Here is a 19,040-nt window from a genome sequence, read left to right on the forward strand (position 1 = left end):
GGCAAATCACCCCATTCCGGCGACACGCGCCGGATGTGCCGCGCCCGACGACGGTGACAGGGGAGGATTTTGGGATGCAAGGGACGGTTGTGGTTTTTGTGACCAATGTGAATAACGAGGTCGGGTAGTCACATGCCGGATATCCTTGCGAAGCTCCGCCGGAGCAAAGCCGGCCCGGCCGGCGCCGACGACTCGACGCCGGCTGACGGCGCCACCGCTTCGGACGGTGACCAGCCCGCCAAAGACGCCGCCCAGCCCGCCGCGCCCAAGCGCCAGGGTCCCCGGGCGCGGTTCGGGGCCTGGCTGAGCCGGCCGATGACGTCGTTCCACCTGGTCATCGCCTGCGCGGCTTTGCTCATCACACTGGGCCTGACCATGGTGCTCTCCGCCTCGGGCGTGCACTCGTACGACGAGGACGGCTCGCCCTGGACGATCTTCGCCAAGCAGGTGCTCTGGACGGTCATCGGCCTGTTCGCGTTCTACATCGCGCTACGTCTACCCATCTCGTTCATGCGCCGGATGGCGCTGCCGGCCTTCATCGTCAGCCTCGTACTGATCGCGTTGGTGCTGATCCCTGGCATCGGCCACCTGTCGAACGGTGCCCGCGGCTGGTTCGTCGTCGCCGGCTTCTCCATGCAGCCGTCCGAGCTGACCAAGATCGCCTTCGCGATCTGGGGATCGCACCTGCTGGCGACGCGCCGCATGCAGCACGCCGGCCTGAAAGAACTGCTGTTTCCGCTGGTACCGGCGGCGGTGCTGGCCCTGGGCCTGATCGTCGCCGAGCCTGACCTCGGCCAGACGGTGTCGGTCGGCATCATCCTGCTGGGCCTGCTCTGGTACGCCGGTCTGTCGCTGAAGATCTTCGCCACCTCGCTGCTGGCGGCGGTCGGCGCGGCCGCGATGCTCGCCGTGTCCGCCGGTTACCGCTCGGACCGCGTGCGGGCCTGGCTGGACCCCGACTCCGATCTGCTGGGTATCGGTTACCAATCCCGCCAGGCCAAATACGCGCTGGCCAATGGCGGCATGTTCGGTGACGGCCTGGGGCAGGGGACCGCGAAGTTCAACTACCTGCCCAATGCGCACAACGACTTCATCTTCGCCATCATCGGCGAAGAGCTGGGGTTCGTCGGCGCGGTGGGCATGCTGTGCCTGTTCGGCCTCTTCGCCTACACCGGTATGCGGATCGCCCGCCGGTCGGTCGACCCGTTCCTGCGGCTGCTGACCGCCACCACAACGCTGTGGGTGGTCGGCCAGGTGTTCATCAACGTCGGTTACGTGCTCGGCCTGCTGCCCGTCACCGGTATCCAGCTGCCGCTCATCTCTGCCGGCGGAACAGCAACGGCCACAACACTTCTGCTGATCGGCTTGATCGCCAATGCGGCGCGTCACGAGCCCGAGGCGGTGGCCGCGCTGCGGGCCGGCCGCGACGACCGGATGAACCGGATCCTGCGGCTGCCGCTGCCGGTGCCGTATTCGCCGACCGACCCGGACTCGGCCCGGGACCGAGTGCGCGGCCGTGCCGACAAGCCCGTTCGCAAGCCTGCTGCCCGGCAGGCCAACCCCGCCAAACCGGCAAAGCCCACGAAATCGGCGCGACCCACCCGTCAGGCCGGTAGACAGGAACCGCCCGCCCGGCAGCGCCGGGCCGACGCCCCGAGGCGGACGCGACGAGCGGAGGAACCGGACCGGCGCGCAGACCACAGCCGCAGCAAGCGCGGCAACCCCGTACCGGGCGACGGCGCCGGACGACGCGCAAGGCAAAATGGTGACCTCAAGGGTCAACAAAGACGTGACCCGCGCCGGTCGGACCCACGGGTTCGCACATTGGAAGGTCAGCGGTACGGGTGAGTCAGGATTGGGTGTGAGTTCGGACGGAGGCGAGCGGAGCGACGGGGAAAGGCCCGGAGGCGAGCGGAGCGACGGGGAAAGGCCCGGAGGCGAGCGGAGCGACGGGGAAAGGCCCGGAGGCGAGCGCAGCGACGGGGGAACCCGGAGCATCTCGGTGGTTCTGGCCGGAGGCGGCACCGCAGGTCACATCGAGCCCGCGATGGCGGTCGCCGACGCCTTGGTGGCGCTGCGCCCCGACGTCCGGATCACTGCCCTCGGCACGGCCCGTGGGCTGGAAACCCGCCTGGTCCCCGAGCGTGGCTACGACCTCCAGCTGATCACCCCGGTTCCGTTTCCGCGCAAGCCTTCTGCTGACCTGGCCCGGCTGCCCATGCGGGTCCGCGCCGCGGTTCGCGAGACACGTGACATCCTCGACTCGGTCCAGGCCGACGTCGTCGTGGGTTTCGGTGGCTATGTCTCGCTGCCCGCCTACCTCGCCGCCCGCGGCGGTGGGCTGCGCCGGCGCCGCACGGTTCCGGTGGTGGTGCACGAGGCCAACGCCAGCGCCGGCTGGGCAAACAAGGTCGGCGCCCGTTCGGCGCGCCGGGTGCTGGCCGCGGTGCCGGATTCGGGTCTGCGGCGCGGCGAGGTCGTCGGCATCCCGGTGCGGGAGTCGATCACCTCACTGGACCGGGCCGCGCTGCGCGTGGAAGCCCGGGAATTCTTCGGTTTCGCCCCCGACGCCCGCGTCCTGCTGGTGTTCGGCGGCTCCCAGGGCGCGCAATCGCTGAACCGCGCCGTCTCCGGAGCGGCCAAGAACCTCGCCGCACAAGGCGTTGCGGTCCTGCACGCCTACGGTCGCAAGAACACCTTGGAGTTGCCGGAGCCGGCGCCGGGCAGTCCGCCGTATGTCGGTGTGCCGTACCTCGACCGCATGGATTTGGCCTATGCCGCAGCGGATCTGGCGATCTGCCGGTCCGGGGCCATGACTGTCGCCGAGGTCAGTGCGGTCGGTCTGCCCGCGGTCTACGTACCGCTGCCGATCGGCAACGGCGAGCAGCGACTCAATGCACTTCCGGTGGTCGATGCCGGCGGCGGCCTGTTGGTCGACGACGCCGAGCTGACACCGGACTTCGTCACCGAACGGATCGGAACTTTGATGGGCGACACCGCCGCACTGGATCAGATGACGACGGCGGCGGCACTGGCCGGCCATCGCGACGCGGCCCGGCAGGTGGCGCAGATCGCTCTTGATATCGCAGCGGGTATCCAGTGACGGCGCGCGAGCTGCCGCCCGAGCTGGCTCGGGTGCACATGGTCGGTATCGGCGGTGCCGGCATGTCCGGCATCGCGCGGATCCTGCTGGACCGTGGCGGCCAGGTGTCGGGCTCGGATGCCAAGGAGTCGCGCGGGGTCGCGGCGCTGCGGGCGCGCGGTGCCGAGATCCGGATCGGGCACGACGCGTCGTCCCTGGACATGCTGCCCGGCGGCCCGACCGTCGTCGTCAGCACACACGCCGCGATCCCCAAGGACAACCCCGAACTGGTGGAGGCGCAGCGGCGGGGCATCCCGGTGATCATGCGCCCGGTGGTACTCGCCAAGCTGATGGATGGCTACCGCTCGGTGCTGGTGACCGGCACCCATGGCAAGACCACAACGACCTCGATGGTCATCGTGGCGTTGCAGCACAGTGGTTTTGATCCGTCGTTCGCCGTCGGTGGCGATCTGGGCGAGGCCGGCACCAATGCCCACCACGGCAGTGGTGACTGTTTCGTCGCCGAAGCCGACGAGAGCGACGGTTCGCTGCTCGAATACACCCCCGACGTCGCGGTCGTGACCAACATCGAGGCTGATCACCTGGATCACTTCGGCACCGTCGAGGCCTACACCGCGGTGTTCGACGACTTCGTGGCCCGGTTGCGTCCCGGCGGTGCGCTCGTGGTGTGTGCCGACGACCCGGGCGCGGAAGCCCTGGCCCAGCGGTCGGTCGAGCGTGGGGTCCGCGTGCTGCGGTACGGCATGGGCAGTGCACAGCGCACGGATCTGGAAGCGACGCTGCTGACCTGGCAGCAGCAGGGCACCGGCGGGGTGGCGGCCGTCCAGCTGGCGGGCGAGCCGCACCGCCGCGGCATGCGGCTGTCGGTGCCGGGCAAGCACATGGCACTCAACGCGCTGGCCGCGCTGCTGGCGGCCCGCGAGGTCGGCGCCGATCCCGAGGTCGTGCTCGACGGCCTGACCGGGTTCGAAGGCGTGCGGCGGCGCTTCGAGGCTGTCGGAACCGCTTATGGCGTCCGGGTTTTCGATGACTACGCACATCATCCCACCGAGGTCCGGGCGACTCTGGAAGCGTTGCGGGCCGTGGCCGGCACGTCGCGGTCCATCGTGGTGTTCCAGCCCCACTTGTATTCGCGGACAAAGACTTTCGCGAAGGAGTTCGGCCAGGCACTCGACCGTGCGGACGAGGTGTTCGTGCTTGACGTGTACGCCGCACGCGAGGCCCCGATGGCCGGGGTCAGTGGCGCGAGCATCGTCGAACACGTCTGCGCCCCGGTGCATTACGTGCCGGACTTCTCGGCGGTCGCCGAGCAGGTGGCGGCCAAGGCCGGTCCCGGTGACGTCATCGTCACCATGGGTGCCGGCGACGTCACCCTGCTGGGCCGCGAAATCTTGACCGCACTCGAGGTCAAGGCCGACCGCGCCGCTCCGGGACGGCCCACGCCGTGACCGTGGAGGATGGCTCGGGGGAGCCGGATCCGGTTGTGACGCAGGACAACACGACCGAAGACGTCGCACCTGAGGCGGCCGAGCCGGACACCGCGGCAGCAGAACCCGCAGCCGAGGACAGCGTGTCGGATGCCGCGGCGGCTGATCCCGCGTCACCGGACTACGAAGGGCCCCGTCGCCGCGCCCGCCGGGAGCGGGAGGAACGGCGGATCGCGCTGGAACGGGCCAGGGCCCTGGAGCAGGCGCACCAGGAAGCCCGGCGCCGGGCGGCCGGCCTCTCGGAGCAGCCCAAGGCGCCCACGCGGGGCGTCATCCGCGGCTTGAAGCTGTTGTTGTGGTCTGCGGCGGCGGCCGTGCTCGCGGTCACGTTGGGGCTGGTGCTGTACTTCACGCCGATCATGGCCGTCCGGCACACGGTGGTGACCGGCGTGACGACCCTGACCGAGGACGAGGTCACGGCGGCGGCCGCGGTCACACCGGACACGCCGCTGCTTCAGGTCAACACCGATGCGGTGGCCGAAAGGGTCGCCACCATCCGGCGCGTGGCCAGTGCTCGGGTGCAGCGGGAGTACCCGTCGACCCTGCGCATCACGGTGGTGGAGCGGGTTCCGGTGGCGGCCAAGGACTATCCGGACGGCCCACACCTATTCGACCGGGACGGGGTGGATTTCGCGACCGAGCCGCCCCCGCAGGGGCTGCCGTACCTCGACGCCGAGAATCCCGGGCCGAAGGATCCCGCGACGCTGGCCGCTCTCGAGGTGTTGTTGTCGCTGCGTCCCGAGGTGTTCAGCCAGGTCGCGCGGGTCGGGGCGCCATCGGTCGCCGGCGTGACGCTGACCCTGAACGACGGTCGTGAGGTCATCTGGGGGACCACCGACCGCACTGAAGAGAAGGCGCTGAAGTTGGGGGCACTATTGACCCAGCCGGGGCACACCTATGACGTGTCCAGCCCTGACCTGCCGACTGTGAAGTAGCTCATCGAGTTTCATCGCTTCGCCCCGCCTATCCGTATTCCCCGTCGCTCTTGTCGCCCCGGACCGAAGAAAAATCGCGTGAACTCTCGGCGCGCCTGCACGGCTGCGGCGCGGCCGCCCCCTACCGTTCTGTTTGCGCGGAACAACTTGACATAACTCTAACCCTATGGTTGAGGTTTAGGGTTTTGATTCGAGAAGTTTTGCTCAGGACAAACCGAGCCAGGGAGGAAGACGTCAGATGACACCCCCGCATAACTACCTCGCCGTCATCAAGGTGATCGGCGTCGGCGGCGGCGGCGTCAACGCCGTCAACCGCATGATCGAACAGGGCCTTCGTGGCGTCGAGTTCATCGCGATCAACACCGACGCCCAGGCGCTGCTGCTGAGCGAGGCCGACGTCAAGCTCGACGTCGGTCGCGACTCGACCCGCGGCCTGGGCGCCGGCGCCGACCCCGAGGTCGGCCGCAAGGCTGCCGAAGACGCCAAGGACGAGATCGAGGAGCTGCTGCGCGGCGCCGACATGGTGTTCGTCACCGCAGGTGAGGGTGGTGGCACCGGCACCGGTGGCGCGCCCGTCGTCGCTTCCATCGCGCGCAAGCTCGGCGCGCTGACCGTCGGTGTGGTGACCCGCCCGTTCTCCTTCGAGGGCAAGCGCCGCTCGAACCAGGCCGAAACGGGTATCCAGGCACTTCGCGAAAGCTGCGACACCCTGATCGTCATCCCCAACGACCGCCTGCTGCAGATGGGCGACGCCGCCGTCTCGCTGATGGACGCGTTCCGCAGCGCCGACGAGGTGCTGCTCAACGGTGTTCAGGGCATCACCGACCTGATCACGACCCCGGGTCTGATCAACGTCGACTTCGCAGACGTCAAGGGCGTCATGAGCAGCGCCGGCACGGCGTTGATGGGCATCGGCTCGGCCCGCGGCGACGGTCGCGCGCTCAAGGCCGCCGAGATCGCCATCAACTCGCCGCTGCTCGAGGCCTCGATGGACGGCGCTCAGGGTGTGCTGATGTCGGTGGCTGGTGGCAGCGATCTGGGTCTCTTCGAGATCAACGAGGCCGCGTCGCTGGTGCAGGACGCCGCGCACCCCGAGGCCAACATCATCTTCGGAACCGTCATCGACGATTCGCTGGGTGACGAGGTTCGAGTCACGGTCATCGCGGCTGGTTTCGACACCGCCGGCCAGAGCCGCAAGCCGGTCACCTCGGCGGTGCCGGGTGCCGCGGCTACGCCGGCCACGGGTGGCGCGCACCGGGCCCAGACCTTCTCGGCCGCCAGCGCGGGCAAGCTCGGTGCCTTCGGAGCCGACCCGGGCAGCGTGCCGGCGGCGACCAACGGTGTGACGGTGAGTGTGGGCGGTCGTGGCGACGACGACGACGATGTCGACGTGCCGCCGTTCATGAAGCACTGACGATGGTCGAGTGACGCGGGTCCGCATGATAAATCTGGAATCGTGACGTTCCGTATCCGCAGAGTGACTACGACGCGTGCGGGCGGGGTCTCGAAGGCCCCGTTCGACACGTTCAACCTGGGTGACCATGTCGGCGACGATCCAAAGGCCGTGGCGGCCAACCGGTCTCGGCTGGCCGAGGCCATCGGGCACGGCCCGTTGGTGTGGATGAACCAGGTCCACGGTGACCATGTCGAAGTTGTCGAAGGTCCTGGAACTGGAGCCGGGGGAGCCTACGACAACACCGACGCTCTGGTCACTGCGACGCCGCGGCTGCCGCTCGCGGTGATCACGGCCGACTGCGTGCCGGTGCTGTTGGGTGATGCGCGCGCCGGTGTGGTGGCGGCCGTGCATGCCGGGCGGGTCGGTGCGGCGGGCGGCGTGGTGCTGCGGACGGTCGAGGCCATGCAGAAGCTCGGCGCGCAGATCGCTGACATCTCGGTGCTGCTCGGCCCGGCGGTCAGCGGACGCAACTATGAGGTGCCCTACGAGATGGCCGACGACGTGGAGGCCGTGCTCCCCGGCAGCATCACCACCACCGCCCGCGGCACCGTGGGTCTGGACCTGCGGGCCGGCATCGCCAAGCAGTTGGCGGGGCTGGGCATCAAAGCCGTCGACGTCGACCCGCGCTGCACGGTCGACGACCCGAATCTGTTCAGTCACCGACGTGGCGCCCCGACCGGGCGGCTGGCGTCGGTGGTGTGGATGGAATGACCAGCGCGCCGCGCGAGGCTGAACTGGCCGCGTCGCTGGCCAGGACTCAGACGCGAATCGACGCTGCCGCGGCAGCTGCCGGCCGGGATCGGGCCGACATTGAATTTCTTCCGGTGACCAAATTCTTTCCCGCGACCGATGTTGTTGCGCTGTATGGATTGGGGTGCCGGGCATTCGGCGAATCGCGGGAGCAGGAAGCCGCAGCAAAGGTAGCCAAAGTCACCGAAGCCTTGGAAGCGCTGTCCAACAAGAAATTGATCACAGCGCCGGGTGAATTGTTGGATTCGTCATCGAACATAGAGTCGAACAATGCAATTCGGTGGCACATGATCGGCCGAATTCAGCGCAACAAAGCGCGGGCCGTGGCGGGTTGGGCGGCAGTGGTGCATTCGGTCGACACCGCGCCGTTGCTCGCGGCGCTCTCCCGCGGCACGGTGGAGGCACTGGACCAAGGTCGCAGGTCGGAGCCGTTGCAGGTGTACATCCAGGTCAGCCTCGACGGGGACCCGGCCCGCGGCGGGGTGCCGGTGAGCCACCCCGATCTGATCGATGAATTGTGTGCCGCCGCGCACACCGCTCCGGGCCTGGGCTTGGCGGGTCTGATGGCCATCCCGCCGCTGGCCAGCGACGCCGACGCAGAGTTTGCGCGGCTGGAGGCCGAATTGCTCAGGGTCCAAACGCAATACCCGCACCGGCTGGGGCTGTCCGCGGGCATGTCGAATGACCTCGAAGTTGCGGTGCGACACGGGTCAACGTGTGTGCGTGTCGGTACCGCGTTAATGGGACCGCGTCCTCTAACGTCACCATGAGTAGTCACTCCAGTCACACCTACATCACAGTCACCAGAGACCACATTCTTAGCTAGGGGCATCCGATGAGCACACTGCACAAGGTCAAGGCCTACTTCGGTATGGCGCCGATGGACGAGTATGACGACGAGTACTACGACGACGAAGAGCGCCCGGCGCGCGCCTACGCGGCCCCGCGTCGGCCCCGTGAGGAGCGCTTCGAGGACGACGACTACGGCCGTGGTGAGCCGCGCGGCTACGACGACCGCATGGGCCGCGAATACGGCCGCGAAATGGAAAGCGCCCCAATGGGTTACCGCGGTGCCTACGACGAGATGCCGGCCCGTGGCCCGCGGGAGTTCGAGCGGCCCCGCTTCAACACCCTGCGTGGTGCCACCCGCGGTGCCGTTGCCATGGAGCCGCGCCGCATGGCCGAGCTGTTCGAGGCCGGTAGTGCGCTGGCCAAGATCACCACGCTGCGGCCCAAGGACTACAGCGAGGCCCGCACCATCGGTGAGCGCTTCCGCGACGGCACCCCGGTGATCATGGACCTGGTGTCGATGGACAACGCCGATGCCAAGCGCCTGGTCGACTTCGCCGCCGGCCTGGCTTTCGCGCTGCGCGGCTCGTTCGACAAGGTCGCCACCAAGGTCTTCCTGTTGTCGCCGGCCGATGTCGACGTCAGCGCCGAAGAGCGTCGTCGTATCGCCGAGGCGGGCTTCTACAGCTACCAGTAGCACGCCAGGTGGCACCGACCAGCTCTACGCAAGACCCCTTCGGCCCCGGCTGGAGGGGTCTGCGTTATGTAGGCTCGTCTTCAAGCGCCGACATCAGTCGGCGCTTTTCCCGCGCTAGTGAGGTCTGTTGCATTGACCCTGTTCTTCGACATCCTGGGTTTTGCGCTGTTCGTCTTCTGGCTGCTGTTGATCGCCCGCGTGGTGGTGGAGTTCATCCGCGGATTCAGCCGGGACTGGCAGCCCAGGGGACTGACGGTGGTGATCCTGGAGGCGATCATGACGGTGACCGATCCTCCGGTGAAGCTCTTGCGGCGCTTGATCCCCCCGCTGACCATCGGTCCGGTCCGGGTCGATCTGTCCATCGTGGTGCTGCTGATGGTGGTGTTCGTCGGCATGCGGCTGTCTTTCGATCAGGTCGGGGCCTGAGCGCGTCGTTCCTCTGACCTGCAGAAGCGCATCAATTACATTTATGTAATTAATGCGCTTCTTTCGTTTTGGTCAATTGCGACGGACACCGGACGGCAGCTCGCGAAATTCCAATGAAACATTGAAATTCGTTCTTAATTCCGGCCCTCGCCTGCAACCGCCGGGTCTGCTGTGACAGGATGGACGCCAGTTACTCCACGATCGCTCTACACTTTGATCGCTCTACACTTTGACACCGATTGACGGTCCAGACTGCAAGGGGGCAGAAGATGCCGCTAACTCCGGCTGACGTCCACAACGTCGCATTCAGCAAGCCGCCGATTGGCAAGCGCGGTTATAACGAGGATGAGGTCGATGCGTTCCTCGATCTCGTCGAGACCGAGCTGACCCGGCTGATCGAAGAGAACAGCGATCTGCGGCAGCGGGTCGCCGAGCTCGACGCCGAGGTCCAGTCCGCGCGCACCGGCCAGCCGGTGGCGGCTCCGGTGTTCACCAAGCCGGAGCCGCAGCCCGAGCCCGTCGCGGCGCCCGCCCCGGTGGCCGCTCCCGTGGCCGCACCGGTCGGCGAGGACCACCACGTCCGCGCGGCCAAGGTGTTGAGCCTGGCCCAGGACACCGCCGACCGCCTCACCGGCTCGGCCAAGGCCGAGGCCGACAAGACCCTCGCCGACGCTCGCGCCCAGGCCGATGCTCTCGTCAGCGAAGCCAAGCACACGGCAGAGACCACGGTCGCCGACGCCAAGGCGCGCGCCGAGGCCATGCTGGCCGACGCGCAGACCCGGTCGGAAGCCCAGCTGCGGCAGGCCCAGGACAAGGCCGACGCCCTCCAGGCCGACGCCGAGCGCAAGCACACCGAAATCATGGGCAACATCAACCAGCAGCGCACTGTGCTGGAAGGCCGCCTCGAGCAGCTGCGCACCTTCGAGCGCGAGTACCGCACCCGCCTCAAGACCTACCTGGAGTCCCAGCTCGAAGAGCTCGGCCAGCGCGGCTCGGCCGCGCCGGCGGACTCGTCGGCCGGTGGCGAAGGTGCTGGCTTCGGCCAGTTCAACCGGGGCAACAGCTGACGGCTGAACAATGCTGATCATTGCGCTGGTCCTTGCCCTCATCGGCCTGACGGCGCTGGTGACCGCAATCGTCACCAGCAATGAGCTGATCGCCTGGGTGTGTATCGGCGCCAGTGTCATCGGGGTCCTGCTGCTCATCGTCGATGCGCTGCGGGAACGGTCGCGCGGCGGTGCGGCTACCTCCGAGGCCGAGGCCGATGGCACCGGCGCTGAGGTCGCCGGTGACGATGCCGCCGTAGCGGGCACCGAGGACTATCCCGACGACGAGACCGAAGCGGAGCCGGAAACGGTTGTCGCCGAAGCGGTTTCGGAGGACGAAACCAAAGCCGACGAGGCTGAGAGCGAAGCAGCTGAGGGTGATGAGCCCGCGGCCGAAGAAGCTGTCGACGAGGCTCCGGAAGAAGCCGCAGAACCTGAGGCTGCCGAGGAGACCAGGGAGTCTGAGAAGGCCCAGGACGCCCCGGCCGAGGGCGCAGAGGAGGCTGGCGAGTCCGCGGCTTCCGATGCCGACGACGCTGAAGTCGCCGACGGCACCACAGATGCCAAAGCGGACGAGGCGAAGAAGGCCTGAGTCTCGGCGTTCCCAGTTTCAAATCGAAGTCACCGCCACGACGGGTTCCCGTCGCGGCGGTGCTTGGTTTCAGGGTCAGTTGCGCGACCGCTGAGACACGCGTTGGCCCTGTACACCCGGTGCGTGCCACTCGCTGAAATACGCCCTGAATTCAGGGTCAGCAGGAGGGCCGCGCCGCCGTGGGAGTTATTTCGTGCTTGTTGCGGTGATACGACGGCTGTGAATCGCGCCGGTCACGCGGGCCCGCGAGGGTAAATGAGCCCCTCTTGACTTTGCTGACATCGCAGGGCAACAGCTGCGGAATCGCGCGCCCGTACATATGTAGCCAACCAATTACTGAACTGGGAGGCTTCGTGAGTCTGTTGAGTCGAAACCGCGACATCGAGCACTGGGATGCCGAGGATGTTGCTGCGTGGGATGCCGGCAACAAGGACATCGCCAAGCGGAATCTGATCTGGTCGATCTTCGCCGAGCATGTCGGCTTCTCTGTGTGGAGCATCTGGTCGGTGATGGTGCTGTTCATGCCGCAGGCGGTCTACGGCATCGACGCGCTGGGCAAGTTCGTGCTCGGGGCCGTCCCGATCGCGGTGGGTTCGCTCATGCGCATCCCGTACACCATCGGGCCCGCGAAGTTCGGTGGCCGCAATTTCACCATCTTCAGTGCGTTGATGCTGGCCGTCCCGTGTGCGCTGACCATGTACTTCATGATGCATCCGGGCACGTCGTACACGACGTTCCTGATCGTTGCGGCGGTCGCCGGTTTCGGTGGCGGTAACTTCTCGTCGTCGATGACCAACATCAACGCCTTCTACCCGCAGCGGCTGAAGGGCTGGGCGCTCGGCCTGAACGCCGGTGGCGGCAACATCGGTGTCCCGGCCCTGCAGATCATCGGCCTGGTCGTCATCGCCACCCTCGGCAACCGTCGCCCGGAGGTCGTCTGCGCCATCTACCTGGTCTTGCTGGCCGCCGCGGCCATCGGTGCCGCGCTGTTCATGGACAACATCCAGGGGCAGAAGTCCAACCTCTCGGCGATGGTCGAGGCCATGAAGTTCCGCAACTCGTGGGTGATGTGTTTCTTGTACATCGGCACGTTCGGTTCGTTCATCGGCTTCAGCTTCGCGTTCACCCAGATCCTGAACATCAACTTCACCGCGCAGGACGTCGCGCCGCTGCTGGACAAGTACCACGTCGCTGCGGTGGCCAAGTTGCCCAAGGAAGCGGCCAAGGAGTTGGCCAAGGCGAACTTCGACGCGTCCATCCACACCGCGTGGATCGCCTTCCTGGGCCCGTTGCTCGGCTCGATCTCGCGTCCGTTCGGCGGCAAGCTCGCAGACAAGATCGGCGGTGGCAAGATCACGCTCTACACGTTCGCCGCGATGACGGCCGTCACCGGCGTCCTGGTCGTGGGTGGCATGTGGGATGACGCCACCAAGGGCCCGGCAACCGGCGCTCAGATGGCTGTCTACATCGCGGCGTTCATGGTGCTGTTCATCCTGACCGGCATCGGTAACGGCTCGACTTACAAGATGATCCCGTCGATCTTCGAGGCCAAGGCGCAGAGCAAGGACGCGCTCGGTGCGACGGAGAAGATGCTGTGGTCGCGCAGCATGTCCGGTGCCCTGATCGGCTTCGCCGGTGCTGTCGGCGCGTTCGGTGGCGTGCTCGTCAACATCGTGCTCCGGACGTCCTATGCGGGTCCGTCGCACTCGGCGACCACCGCCTTCTGGGTGTTCCTCGCCTTCTACGTGGTGTGCGGCGTCGTCACCTGGTTCGTGTTCCTGCGCCAGCCGCACCTGCGGGCAGCGACGGGGGAGCACGTCGGCCGGGCAGTTGTGCCTGCGACCTGAGCGGTCGTTGACCGGAATGCCCCGCGGGAGTTTCCCGCGGGGCATCTCCGTATTTGTGACCCAGATCACTGGTCCAACCAGTTGACCAGTAATCCGTCGACCCTCGATCATCGGTGGATGGACATCGCACCCGTCTCGCGCGCGGCGGTCAGTGATGCGGTCTTCGCGCATCTCGTCGAGGAAATCCTGTCCGGACGTGCTGCGGTGGACGAGGCGCTGCCGTCCGAGCGCGAGCTGGCGCTGGCCTTCGCGGTCAACCGGCACGCCATCCGGGAAGCGCTCAAGCGGCTGCAGCAGGCCCGCCTGGTCCGCATCAGTCACGGTGGTAAGACCCGGGTCCAGGATTGGCGTCAGACGGCGGGGTTGGACGTGCTCAGTACGCTCGCCGCCACCGGCGCGGTGCCGGCGCTGCAGATCGCGCGCGACATCATGGTCATGCGCCGGTCGGTGGCCGCCGATGCGGCTCGGTTGTGCGCACTGAACGCCACGGATGGCGAGCTGGCGGTGATCGCCGCCGCGGCCGCGGCGTACCCGCCGGAACGCACCGATGAATCCATCGCCGCTGATCTGGCGTTCTGGACCGCGGTGATCGACGGCAGCGGCAACCTCGCTTACCGGTTGGCGCTGAACACCCTGGTCGCGGCGTTCGCCGACATCGGCTTCGGCGTGATCGCCGACCTCGGCACGGCGGCCGAACTCGTCGACCGTGACGCCCACATCGCGCTGGCCGAGCACCTCGTCGCTCGCGACGCCGACGCCGCGCACCGCGTGGCGGACGAGCTGCTGGGCCGCGTCGTCGACACCCTCTCTGCCACTGATGCTTCCGGTGAGGAGTAAGCCCAGATGTTCGATCTGATCCTGCACGCGATCCCGGTGTTCGTGATCTGCCTGGTGCTGGAGGCGGTGTCCTTCCGCTTCCTGCCGGACGACGACGAGGTCGGGTACGAATTCCGTGATTCCCGAACCAGTCTCACCATGGGCATCGGCAACGTCATCATCAACATCGGCTGGAAGCTGGTGGTCCTGGCGGCGTACAGCGCGGCGTACCTGGTGGCGCCGGTGCACCTGCCGGCCGGCAACCCGCTGACCTGGATCGCGCTCTTCGTCGCCGACGACTTCCTCTATTACTGGTACCACCGCACCCACCACACGATTCGGGTGTTCTGGGCCAGTCATGTCGTGCATCACTCCAGCGAGCACTACAACCTGTCCACCGCGCTGCGGCAGACCTGGACGCCGTTCACCGCACTGCCGTTCTGGTTGCCGTTGGCTTTCCTCGGATTCTCGCCGTGGATGATCCTGCTGCAGCAGTCCATCAGCCTGCTCTACCAGTTCTTCATCCACACCGAACGCGTCGGAAAGCTCTGGCGGCCAATCGAGTTCATCATGGACACCCCGTCGCACCACCGCGTCCACCACGGTTCCAACGCGCAGTATCTGGACACGAATTACGGTGGCATCCTGATCATCTGGGACCGGTTGTTCGGCAGTTTCGAACCGGAAGGCGAGCGCGTGGTCTACGGTCTGACCAAGAACATCAAGACGTTCAACCCGGTCCGGGTCGCCACGCACGAATACACCGCCATCTGGCAAGATGTGCGTGCGGCCCGCAGCTGGAAACACCGCTTCGGGCACGCGTTCCGCGGCCCGGGCTGGGCCCCGGAGAGCGCGTAACCCAGGTCACAGGTTTCCGGCATATTTCCACCATGATTCCGGCATGAAACATGTTGCGCACCAAGGCTTACTGGTCATGTGAGCTCGGGTTGACGCGTAGTACATAGTCGCGCAACGGTTGCGGAATTGACGGCCCGTAGAACTGTGTCATGACCGCTTCCGGAGCACACACCACGCGCACCGCGTGCTCCTATTGCGGTGTCGGTTGTGGCATTTCGGTCGAGACCCGTACCGACCAGGGAACGGGTTTGCCCGTCATCGCGCGCGTGTCCGGAGACCGGCTGCACCCCACCAACTTCGGGCGGCTGTGCACCAAGGGGGCCACCCATGCGGAGATGATGAGTGCCGACGTCGGCCGGCTCACCACGGCTTTGGTGCGACGCAACGACGAGATGGTCAGCGTCACGACCGACGACGCCACGGCCGAAGCCGGCCGCCGGCTGCGGGCCATCATCGACGAACACGGTCCCGACGCTGTGGCGCTGTATGTTTCGGGCCAGATGACCATCGAGGCCCAGTACCTGGCCAACAAACTGGCCAAGGGCTTCATCCGCACCGTGCACATCGAATCGAACTCGCGGCTGTGCATGGCCAGCGCCGGTACCGGCTTCAAGCAGTCGCTCGGCGCCGACGGCCCGCCTGGTTCGTACACCGATTTCGATTCTGCTGAACTGTTTTTCGTCATCGGCGCCAACATGGCCGATTGCCACCCGATCCTGTTCCTGCGTATGGCCGACCGGATGGCCAAAGGCGCCAAGCTGATCGTCGTCGACCCGCGCCGCACCGCGACCGCCGACAAGGCCGATCTGTTCCTGCAGATCAAGCCCGGCACCGACCTGGCGCTGCTCAACGGCCTGCTGCACCTGTTGGTCGAAGGCGGTGCGATCGATCAGGAATTCATCGCCGAGCACACCGAGGGCTGGGAGGCCATGCCCGCGTTCCTGGCCGACTATCCGCCCGCCAAGGTCGCCGAGATCACCGGTATTCCCCAAGCCGACATCCGCCGTGCCGCCGAGATGATCGCGGAGGCGGGGGAGTGGATGTCGTGCTGGACCATGGGCCTGAACCAGAGCACCCACGGCACCTGGAACACCAACGCCATCTGCAACCTGCACCTCGCGACCGGCGCCATCTGCCGCCCAGGCAGCGGCCCGATGTCGCTGACCGGCCAGCCCAACGCCATGGGCGGCCGCGAAATGGGTTACATGGGACCCGGCCTGCCCGGGCAACGCGCCGTCACGTCGGCCGACGAGCGCGCGTTCGTGGAGGAGCAATGGGAGCTCGAACCCGGCACCATCCGCACCGATGTCGGTCCCGGCACCATCGAGATGTTCCGGCAGCTGGGCACGGGCGACATCAAGGCTGTGTGGATCATCTGCACCAATCCCGTTGCCACCGTGGCCAATCGGCAGACCGTCATCGACGGGCTGCAGGCGGCCGAACTGGTGATCACCCAGGACACCTACCAGGACACCGCGACCAACGCGTACGCCGACATCGTGCTGCCGGCCACCTTGTGGGCCGAGGCCGAGGGCGTCATGGTCAACTCCGAGCGCAACCTCACGCTGCTGCAGCAGAGCATCCCGGCGGCCGGCGACGCGCGGCCCGACTGGGAACTGATCTGTAATGTGGCCCGGCACATGGGCTTCGGCGACCAGTTCGACTACAAGTCCAGCGAGCACGTGTTCGCCGAGATCCGCCAGTTCGCCAATCGCCGCACCGGCTACGACCTGGGCGGCGTGACCTACGAGCGGCTGCGCGAAACCCCGCTGCAATGGCCCTGCCCGCCCGAAGGGGGCGATCGGAACCCGACCCGCTACGTCAATGACGGGGTCAGCCAGGACCTGTTCGTCGACGTCGACGGACATCAACCGCGGCTGGCCTTCCCGACACCGTCGCGGCGGGCTGTGTTCCACGCCCGTCCGCACATGGACGCCGCGGAACTACCCGACGACGAATTCCCGTTGGTGCTGAACACCGGTCGGCTGCAACACCAGTGGCACACCATGACCAAGACCGGGAAGGTGGCCAAGCTCAACAAACTCAACGGGTCTCCGTTCGTGGAGATTCATCCGACCGATGCGGCGGATCTCGGTATCGCCGATGGTGCGTCTGTCGAGATCTGGTCGCGACGCGGCACGGCCGTCCTGCCGGCACTCCTGACCGACCGGGTGCGTCCGGGCAACTGTTTCGCGCCGTTCCACTGGAACGACGCGCAGGGCGACCGGCTGACCATCAACGCGGTGACCAACGATGCGGTGGACCCGGATTCGCTGCAGCCCGAATTCAAGGTATGCGCCGTGCGGTTGGCGCCGGTCCTGAGCGAGACCGAGACAGCGGCGCCGGTCGCGCCCGCTGCGACCTCCGGTGTCGCCGCCGCCCATCCGTTGGCAGCGGCACTGGGCCTGGGCGGTCCGCCTACTCTCGACGAGACCGAAAAGGCCTATCTGGCCGGATTCTTCACCGGCGTCCAGCATGCCACCGGGATGCCGGTATTGCCCGAGTCTGCGCCCGTCAGCGGCATCGTCCGGCTGTGGGTCAACGGGGCACTGGCCGGCGCGCACAGTGTGTCGGCCCCCGCCACGGCGACCGGCGCCGTGGCGGCGCCCGCGACGTCGGGCCCATTGGTGCTGTGGGCTTCGCAGACCGGCACCGCTGAAGAATTCGCGGCTGGTCTGGCCGCGAAGATCACCGGGGCCAGATTGCAGGTGCTGGACGACACCGCGCTGGACGAGGTCGCCGCCGCGGGCGAAGTCCTGGTCGTGACAAGCACTTTCGGTGACGGCGGGCCTCCCGACAACGGCGCGGACTTCTGGGCGCGGCTGAGCGCCGCCGATGCGCCGGACCTGAGCGGGGTGCGGTACTCCGTGCTGGGGATCGGTGACCGTGCGTACGAGAATTTCTGCGGCTACGCCAAGTCCTTGGACGGCCGGCTTGCCGAGCTGGGGGCCACCGCGCTACTGGACCGCGCGGACTGCGAGGCGTACGACGACGAACCGCTCGCCCAGTGGGCCGACGCCGTTGTCGAATTGGCCGCGGCGGACCTGGCCGCTGTCGCTCTTGAAGCATCGGTTGTCGCTCCCGCGGCACCGGCCGCCCCCGCCAACCCTTCCTCCAAAACCGCCAAGCCGTTCACGCGCAACAACCCGCTGCCTGTTCCGCTGTGCCGCAACACGCTCCTGACCGCCGGTGGCGCGAAGGAAGTACGTCAGATCGGATTCGACCTGACAGGGCACGACGTCAGCTACGGCGTCGGCGATGCGCTGGGCGTGGTCGTGGCGAATGCTCCGGACGCGGTGAGCGCCTGGCTGACCGCGACCGGGCTCTCCGGCGATGAGATCGTCGAGATCGCCGGCGCGGAAACAGCTTTGCGTGATGCGCTGACCACGTCGTACGACATCTGCAAGGTGTCGCCGACCCTGATCAACTTCCTCGCCGAGCGGCACGGCGCCAAGATTCTGCGGGCGCCCCGGGAAGAACGCGAGCGCTGGCTCGACGGCCGAACCGGCCTGGACCTCGTCGAGGAGTTCAAGGTCCGCGCGGAACCCGAGGAATGGCGAGATGCGTTGGTGCGCCTCGCGCCACGTTCGTACTCCATATCGTCCAGCCCGCTCGTCAGCCCCGACGAGGTGCAACTGACCGTGTCGGTCGTGCGGTACCAAGGTGCGCGCGGCGGCATGCGGCACGGCGTCGCGTCGACGTACCTGGCCGACCGTGCCGCGACGGTGCCGGTGTTCCTGCAGGCCGCTCCGCACTTCCGGCCGCCCGAGGATGCGCTGACCCCGATGATCATGGTCGGCCCCGGCACGGGTGTCGCACCGTTCCGCGGGTTTCTGCACGAGCGGCGGGCGCTGGGGCACACCGGCCGCAACTGGCTCTTCTTCGGTGACCAGCACCGGGCCGAAAACTATTACTACCAGGACGAATTGGAGGCCTTCGCGGCCGACGGCCTGCTGACCAGGCTGGACACCGCGTTCTCCCGGGACCAGGCGCGCAGGATATATGTGCAGCACCGAATGCGCGAGCACGGCGAGATCCTGTGGCGCTGGCTCGAGGACGGCGCGCATTTCTACGTGTGCGGTGACGCGGCCCGGATGGCCAAGGACGTCGACGTCACGCTGACCAACATCATCAGGACGCACGGCGGCATGTCGGAATCGGCGGCGCACGACTACAAGCGCGAGTTGATCGCCGACAAGCGCTACGTCCGCGACGTCTACTGAGCTCTCAGTCCAGGC

Annotated in this window: 14 protein-coding genes and 1 pseudogene; all 15 read left to right on the forward strand. The window is 67.2% G+C overall.

Translation table 11 applies throughout. The features are described from left to right. Positions 1-132: 132 nt before the first annotated feature. The 15 genes and pseudogenes from ftsW to ACX12F_RS09870 all read left to right on the forward strand — a co-directional run bounded on the left by ftsW (position 133) and on the right by ACX12F_RS09870 (position 19,025). Complete coding sequence (gene ftsW / locus ACX12F_RS09800; protein WP_459369383.1) at positions 133-1,848, forward strand: putative lipid II flippase FtsW; 1,716 nt, start codon at positions 133-135, stop codon at positions 1,846-1,848. 199 nt (positions 1,849-2,047) lie between these two features. Continuing rightward, entirely contained in the window at positions 2,048-3,103 is a 1,056-nt protein-coding gene (gene murG / locus ACX12F_RS09805; RefSeq protein WP_459370297.1) for an undecaprenyldiphospho-muramoylpentapeptide beta-N-acetylglucosaminyltransferase, read from the forward strand. Beyond that, positions 3,100-4,551: a UDP-N-acetylmuramate--L-alanine ligase gene (gene murC / locus ACX12F_RS09810; protein ID WP_459369384.1), complete on the forward strand. Its 1,452-nt coding sequence runs from the start codon at positions 3,100-3,102 to the stop codon at positions 4,549-4,551. The genes murG and murC overlap by 4 nt, the downstream gene beginning before the upstream one ends. Then, positions 4,548-5,525: a cell division protein FtsQ/DivIB gene (locus ACX12F_RS09815; RefSeq protein ID WP_459369385.1), complete on the forward strand. Its 978-nt coding sequence runs from the start codon at positions 4,548-4,550 to the stop codon at positions 5,523-5,525. The genes murC and ACX12F_RS09815 overlap by 4 nt, the downstream gene beginning before the upstream one ends. A 238-nt stretch (positions 5,526-5,763) precedes the next feature. Then, positions 5,764-6,939, forward strand: coding sequence for a cell division protein FtsZ (ftsZ, locus tag ACX12F_RS09820; protein WP_459369386.1), 1,176 nt, complete (start codon positions 5,764-5,766; stop codon positions 6,937-6,939). 42 nt (positions 6,940-6,981) lie between these two features. Next, complete coding sequence (pgeF, locus tag ACX12F_RS09825; RefSeq protein WP_459369387.1) at positions 6,982-7,692, forward strand: peptidoglycan editing factor PgeF; 711 nt, start codon at positions 6,982-6,984, stop codon at positions 7,690-7,692. Continuing rightward, complete coding sequence (locus ACX12F_RS09830; protein WP_459369388.1) at positions 7,689-8,501, forward strand: YggS family pyridoxal phosphate enzyme; 813 nt, start codon at positions 7,689-7,691, stop codon at positions 8,499-8,501. Before pgeF ends, ACX12F_RS09830 begins: the two co-directional genes overlap by 4 nt. Positions 8,502-8,566: 65 nt before the next feature. After that, the gene (locus ACX12F_RS09835; protein ID WP_459369389.1) at positions 8,567-9,217 is read left to right on the forward strand and encodes a cell division protein SepF; all 651 of its coding nucleotides are present in this window, start codon (positions 8,567-8,569) and stop codon (positions 9,215-9,217) included. Between the two features lie 132 nt (positions 9,218-9,349). Then, positions 9,350-9,643: a YggT family protein gene (locus tag ACX12F_RS09840; RefSeq protein ID WP_073698238.1), complete on the forward strand. Its 294-nt coding sequence runs from the start codon at positions 9,350-9,352 to the stop codon at positions 9,641-9,643. Positions 9,644-9,912: 269 nt separating this feature from the next. Further along, a complete protein-coding gene (gene wag31 / locus ACX12F_RS09845; RefSeq protein ID WP_459369390.1) occupies positions 9,913-10,710 on the forward strand; it encodes a DivIVA-like cell division protein Wag31 in 798 nt (265 codons plus the stop codon). Positions 10,711-10,720: 10 nt separating this feature from the next. Beyond that, a pseudogene (locus tag ACX12F_RS09850) lies at positions 10,721-10,919 on the forward strand (hypothetical protein); the annotation flags it as partial. Positions 10,920-11,634: 715 nt separating this feature from the next. Further along, positions 11,635-13,128: a nitrate/nitrite transporter gene (locus ACX12F_RS09855; protein ID WP_459369391.1), complete on the forward strand. Its 1,494-nt coding sequence runs from the start codon at positions 11,635-11,637 to the stop codon at positions 13,126-13,128. A 117-nt stretch (positions 13,129-13,245) separates the two neighbouring features. After that, on the forward strand, positions 13,246-13,965 hold the full coding sequence (locus ACX12F_RS09860) for a FadR/GntR family transcriptional regulator (protein ID WP_459369392.1): 720 nt from the start codon (positions 13,246-13,248) through the stop codon (positions 13,963-13,965). Between the two features lie 6 nt (positions 13,966-13,971). Beyond that, complete coding sequence (locus tag ACX12F_RS09865) at positions 13,972-14,802, forward strand: sterol desaturase family protein (RefSeq protein WP_459369393.1); 831 nt, start codon at positions 13,972-13,974, stop codon at positions 14,800-14,802. Between the two features lie 149 nt (positions 14,803-14,951). Beyond that, positions 14,952-19,025, forward strand: a complete 4,074-nt coding sequence (locus tag ACX12F_RS09870) for a bifunctional nitrate reductase/sulfite reductase flavoprotein subunit alpha (RefSeq protein WP_459369394.1) — start codon at positions 14,952-14,954, stop codon at positions 19,023-19,025. Positions 19,026-19,040 lie beyond the last annotated feature (15 nt).

It is taken from the genome of Mycolicibacterium sp. HS_4_1, assembly GCF_054515875.1.

Bases quoted from the DNA above. Each gene is read 5' to 3' on its own strand.
- ftsW (WP_459369383.1), top strand. From the start codon at position 133: ATGCCGGATATCCTTGCGAAGCTCCGCCGGAGCAAAGCCGGCCCGGCC.
- murG (WP_459370297.1), top strand. From the start codon at position 2,048: ATGGCGGTCGCCGACGCCTTGGTGGCGCTGCGCCCCGACGTCCGGATC.
- ftsZ (WP_459369386.1), top strand. From the start codon at position 5,764: ATGACACCCCCGCATAACTACCTCGCCGTCATCAAGGTGATCGGCGTC.
- ACX12F_RS09830 (WP_459369388.1), top strand. From the start codon at position 7,689: ATGACCAGCGCGCCGCGCGAGGCTGAACTGGCCGCGTCGCTGGCCAGG.
- ACX12F_RS09835 (WP_459369389.1), top strand. From the start codon at position 8,567: ATGAGCACACTGCACAAGGTCAAGGCCTACTTCGGTATGGCGCCGATG.
- wag31 (WP_459369390.1), top strand. From the start codon at position 9,913: ATGCCGCTAACTCCGGCTGACGTCCACAACGTCGCATTCAGCAAGCCG.
- ACX12F_RS09860 (WP_459369392.1), top strand. From the start codon at position 13,246: ATGGACATCGCACCCGTCTCGCGCGCGGCGGTCAGTGATGCGGTCTTC.
- ACX12F_RS09865 (WP_459369393.1), top strand. From the start codon at position 13,972: ATGTTCGATCTGATCCTGCACGCGATCCCGGTGTTCGTGATCTGCCTG.
- ACX12F_RS09870 (WP_459369394.1), top strand. From the start codon at position 14,952: ATGACCGCTTCCGGAGCACACACCACGCGCACCGCGTGCTCCTATTGC.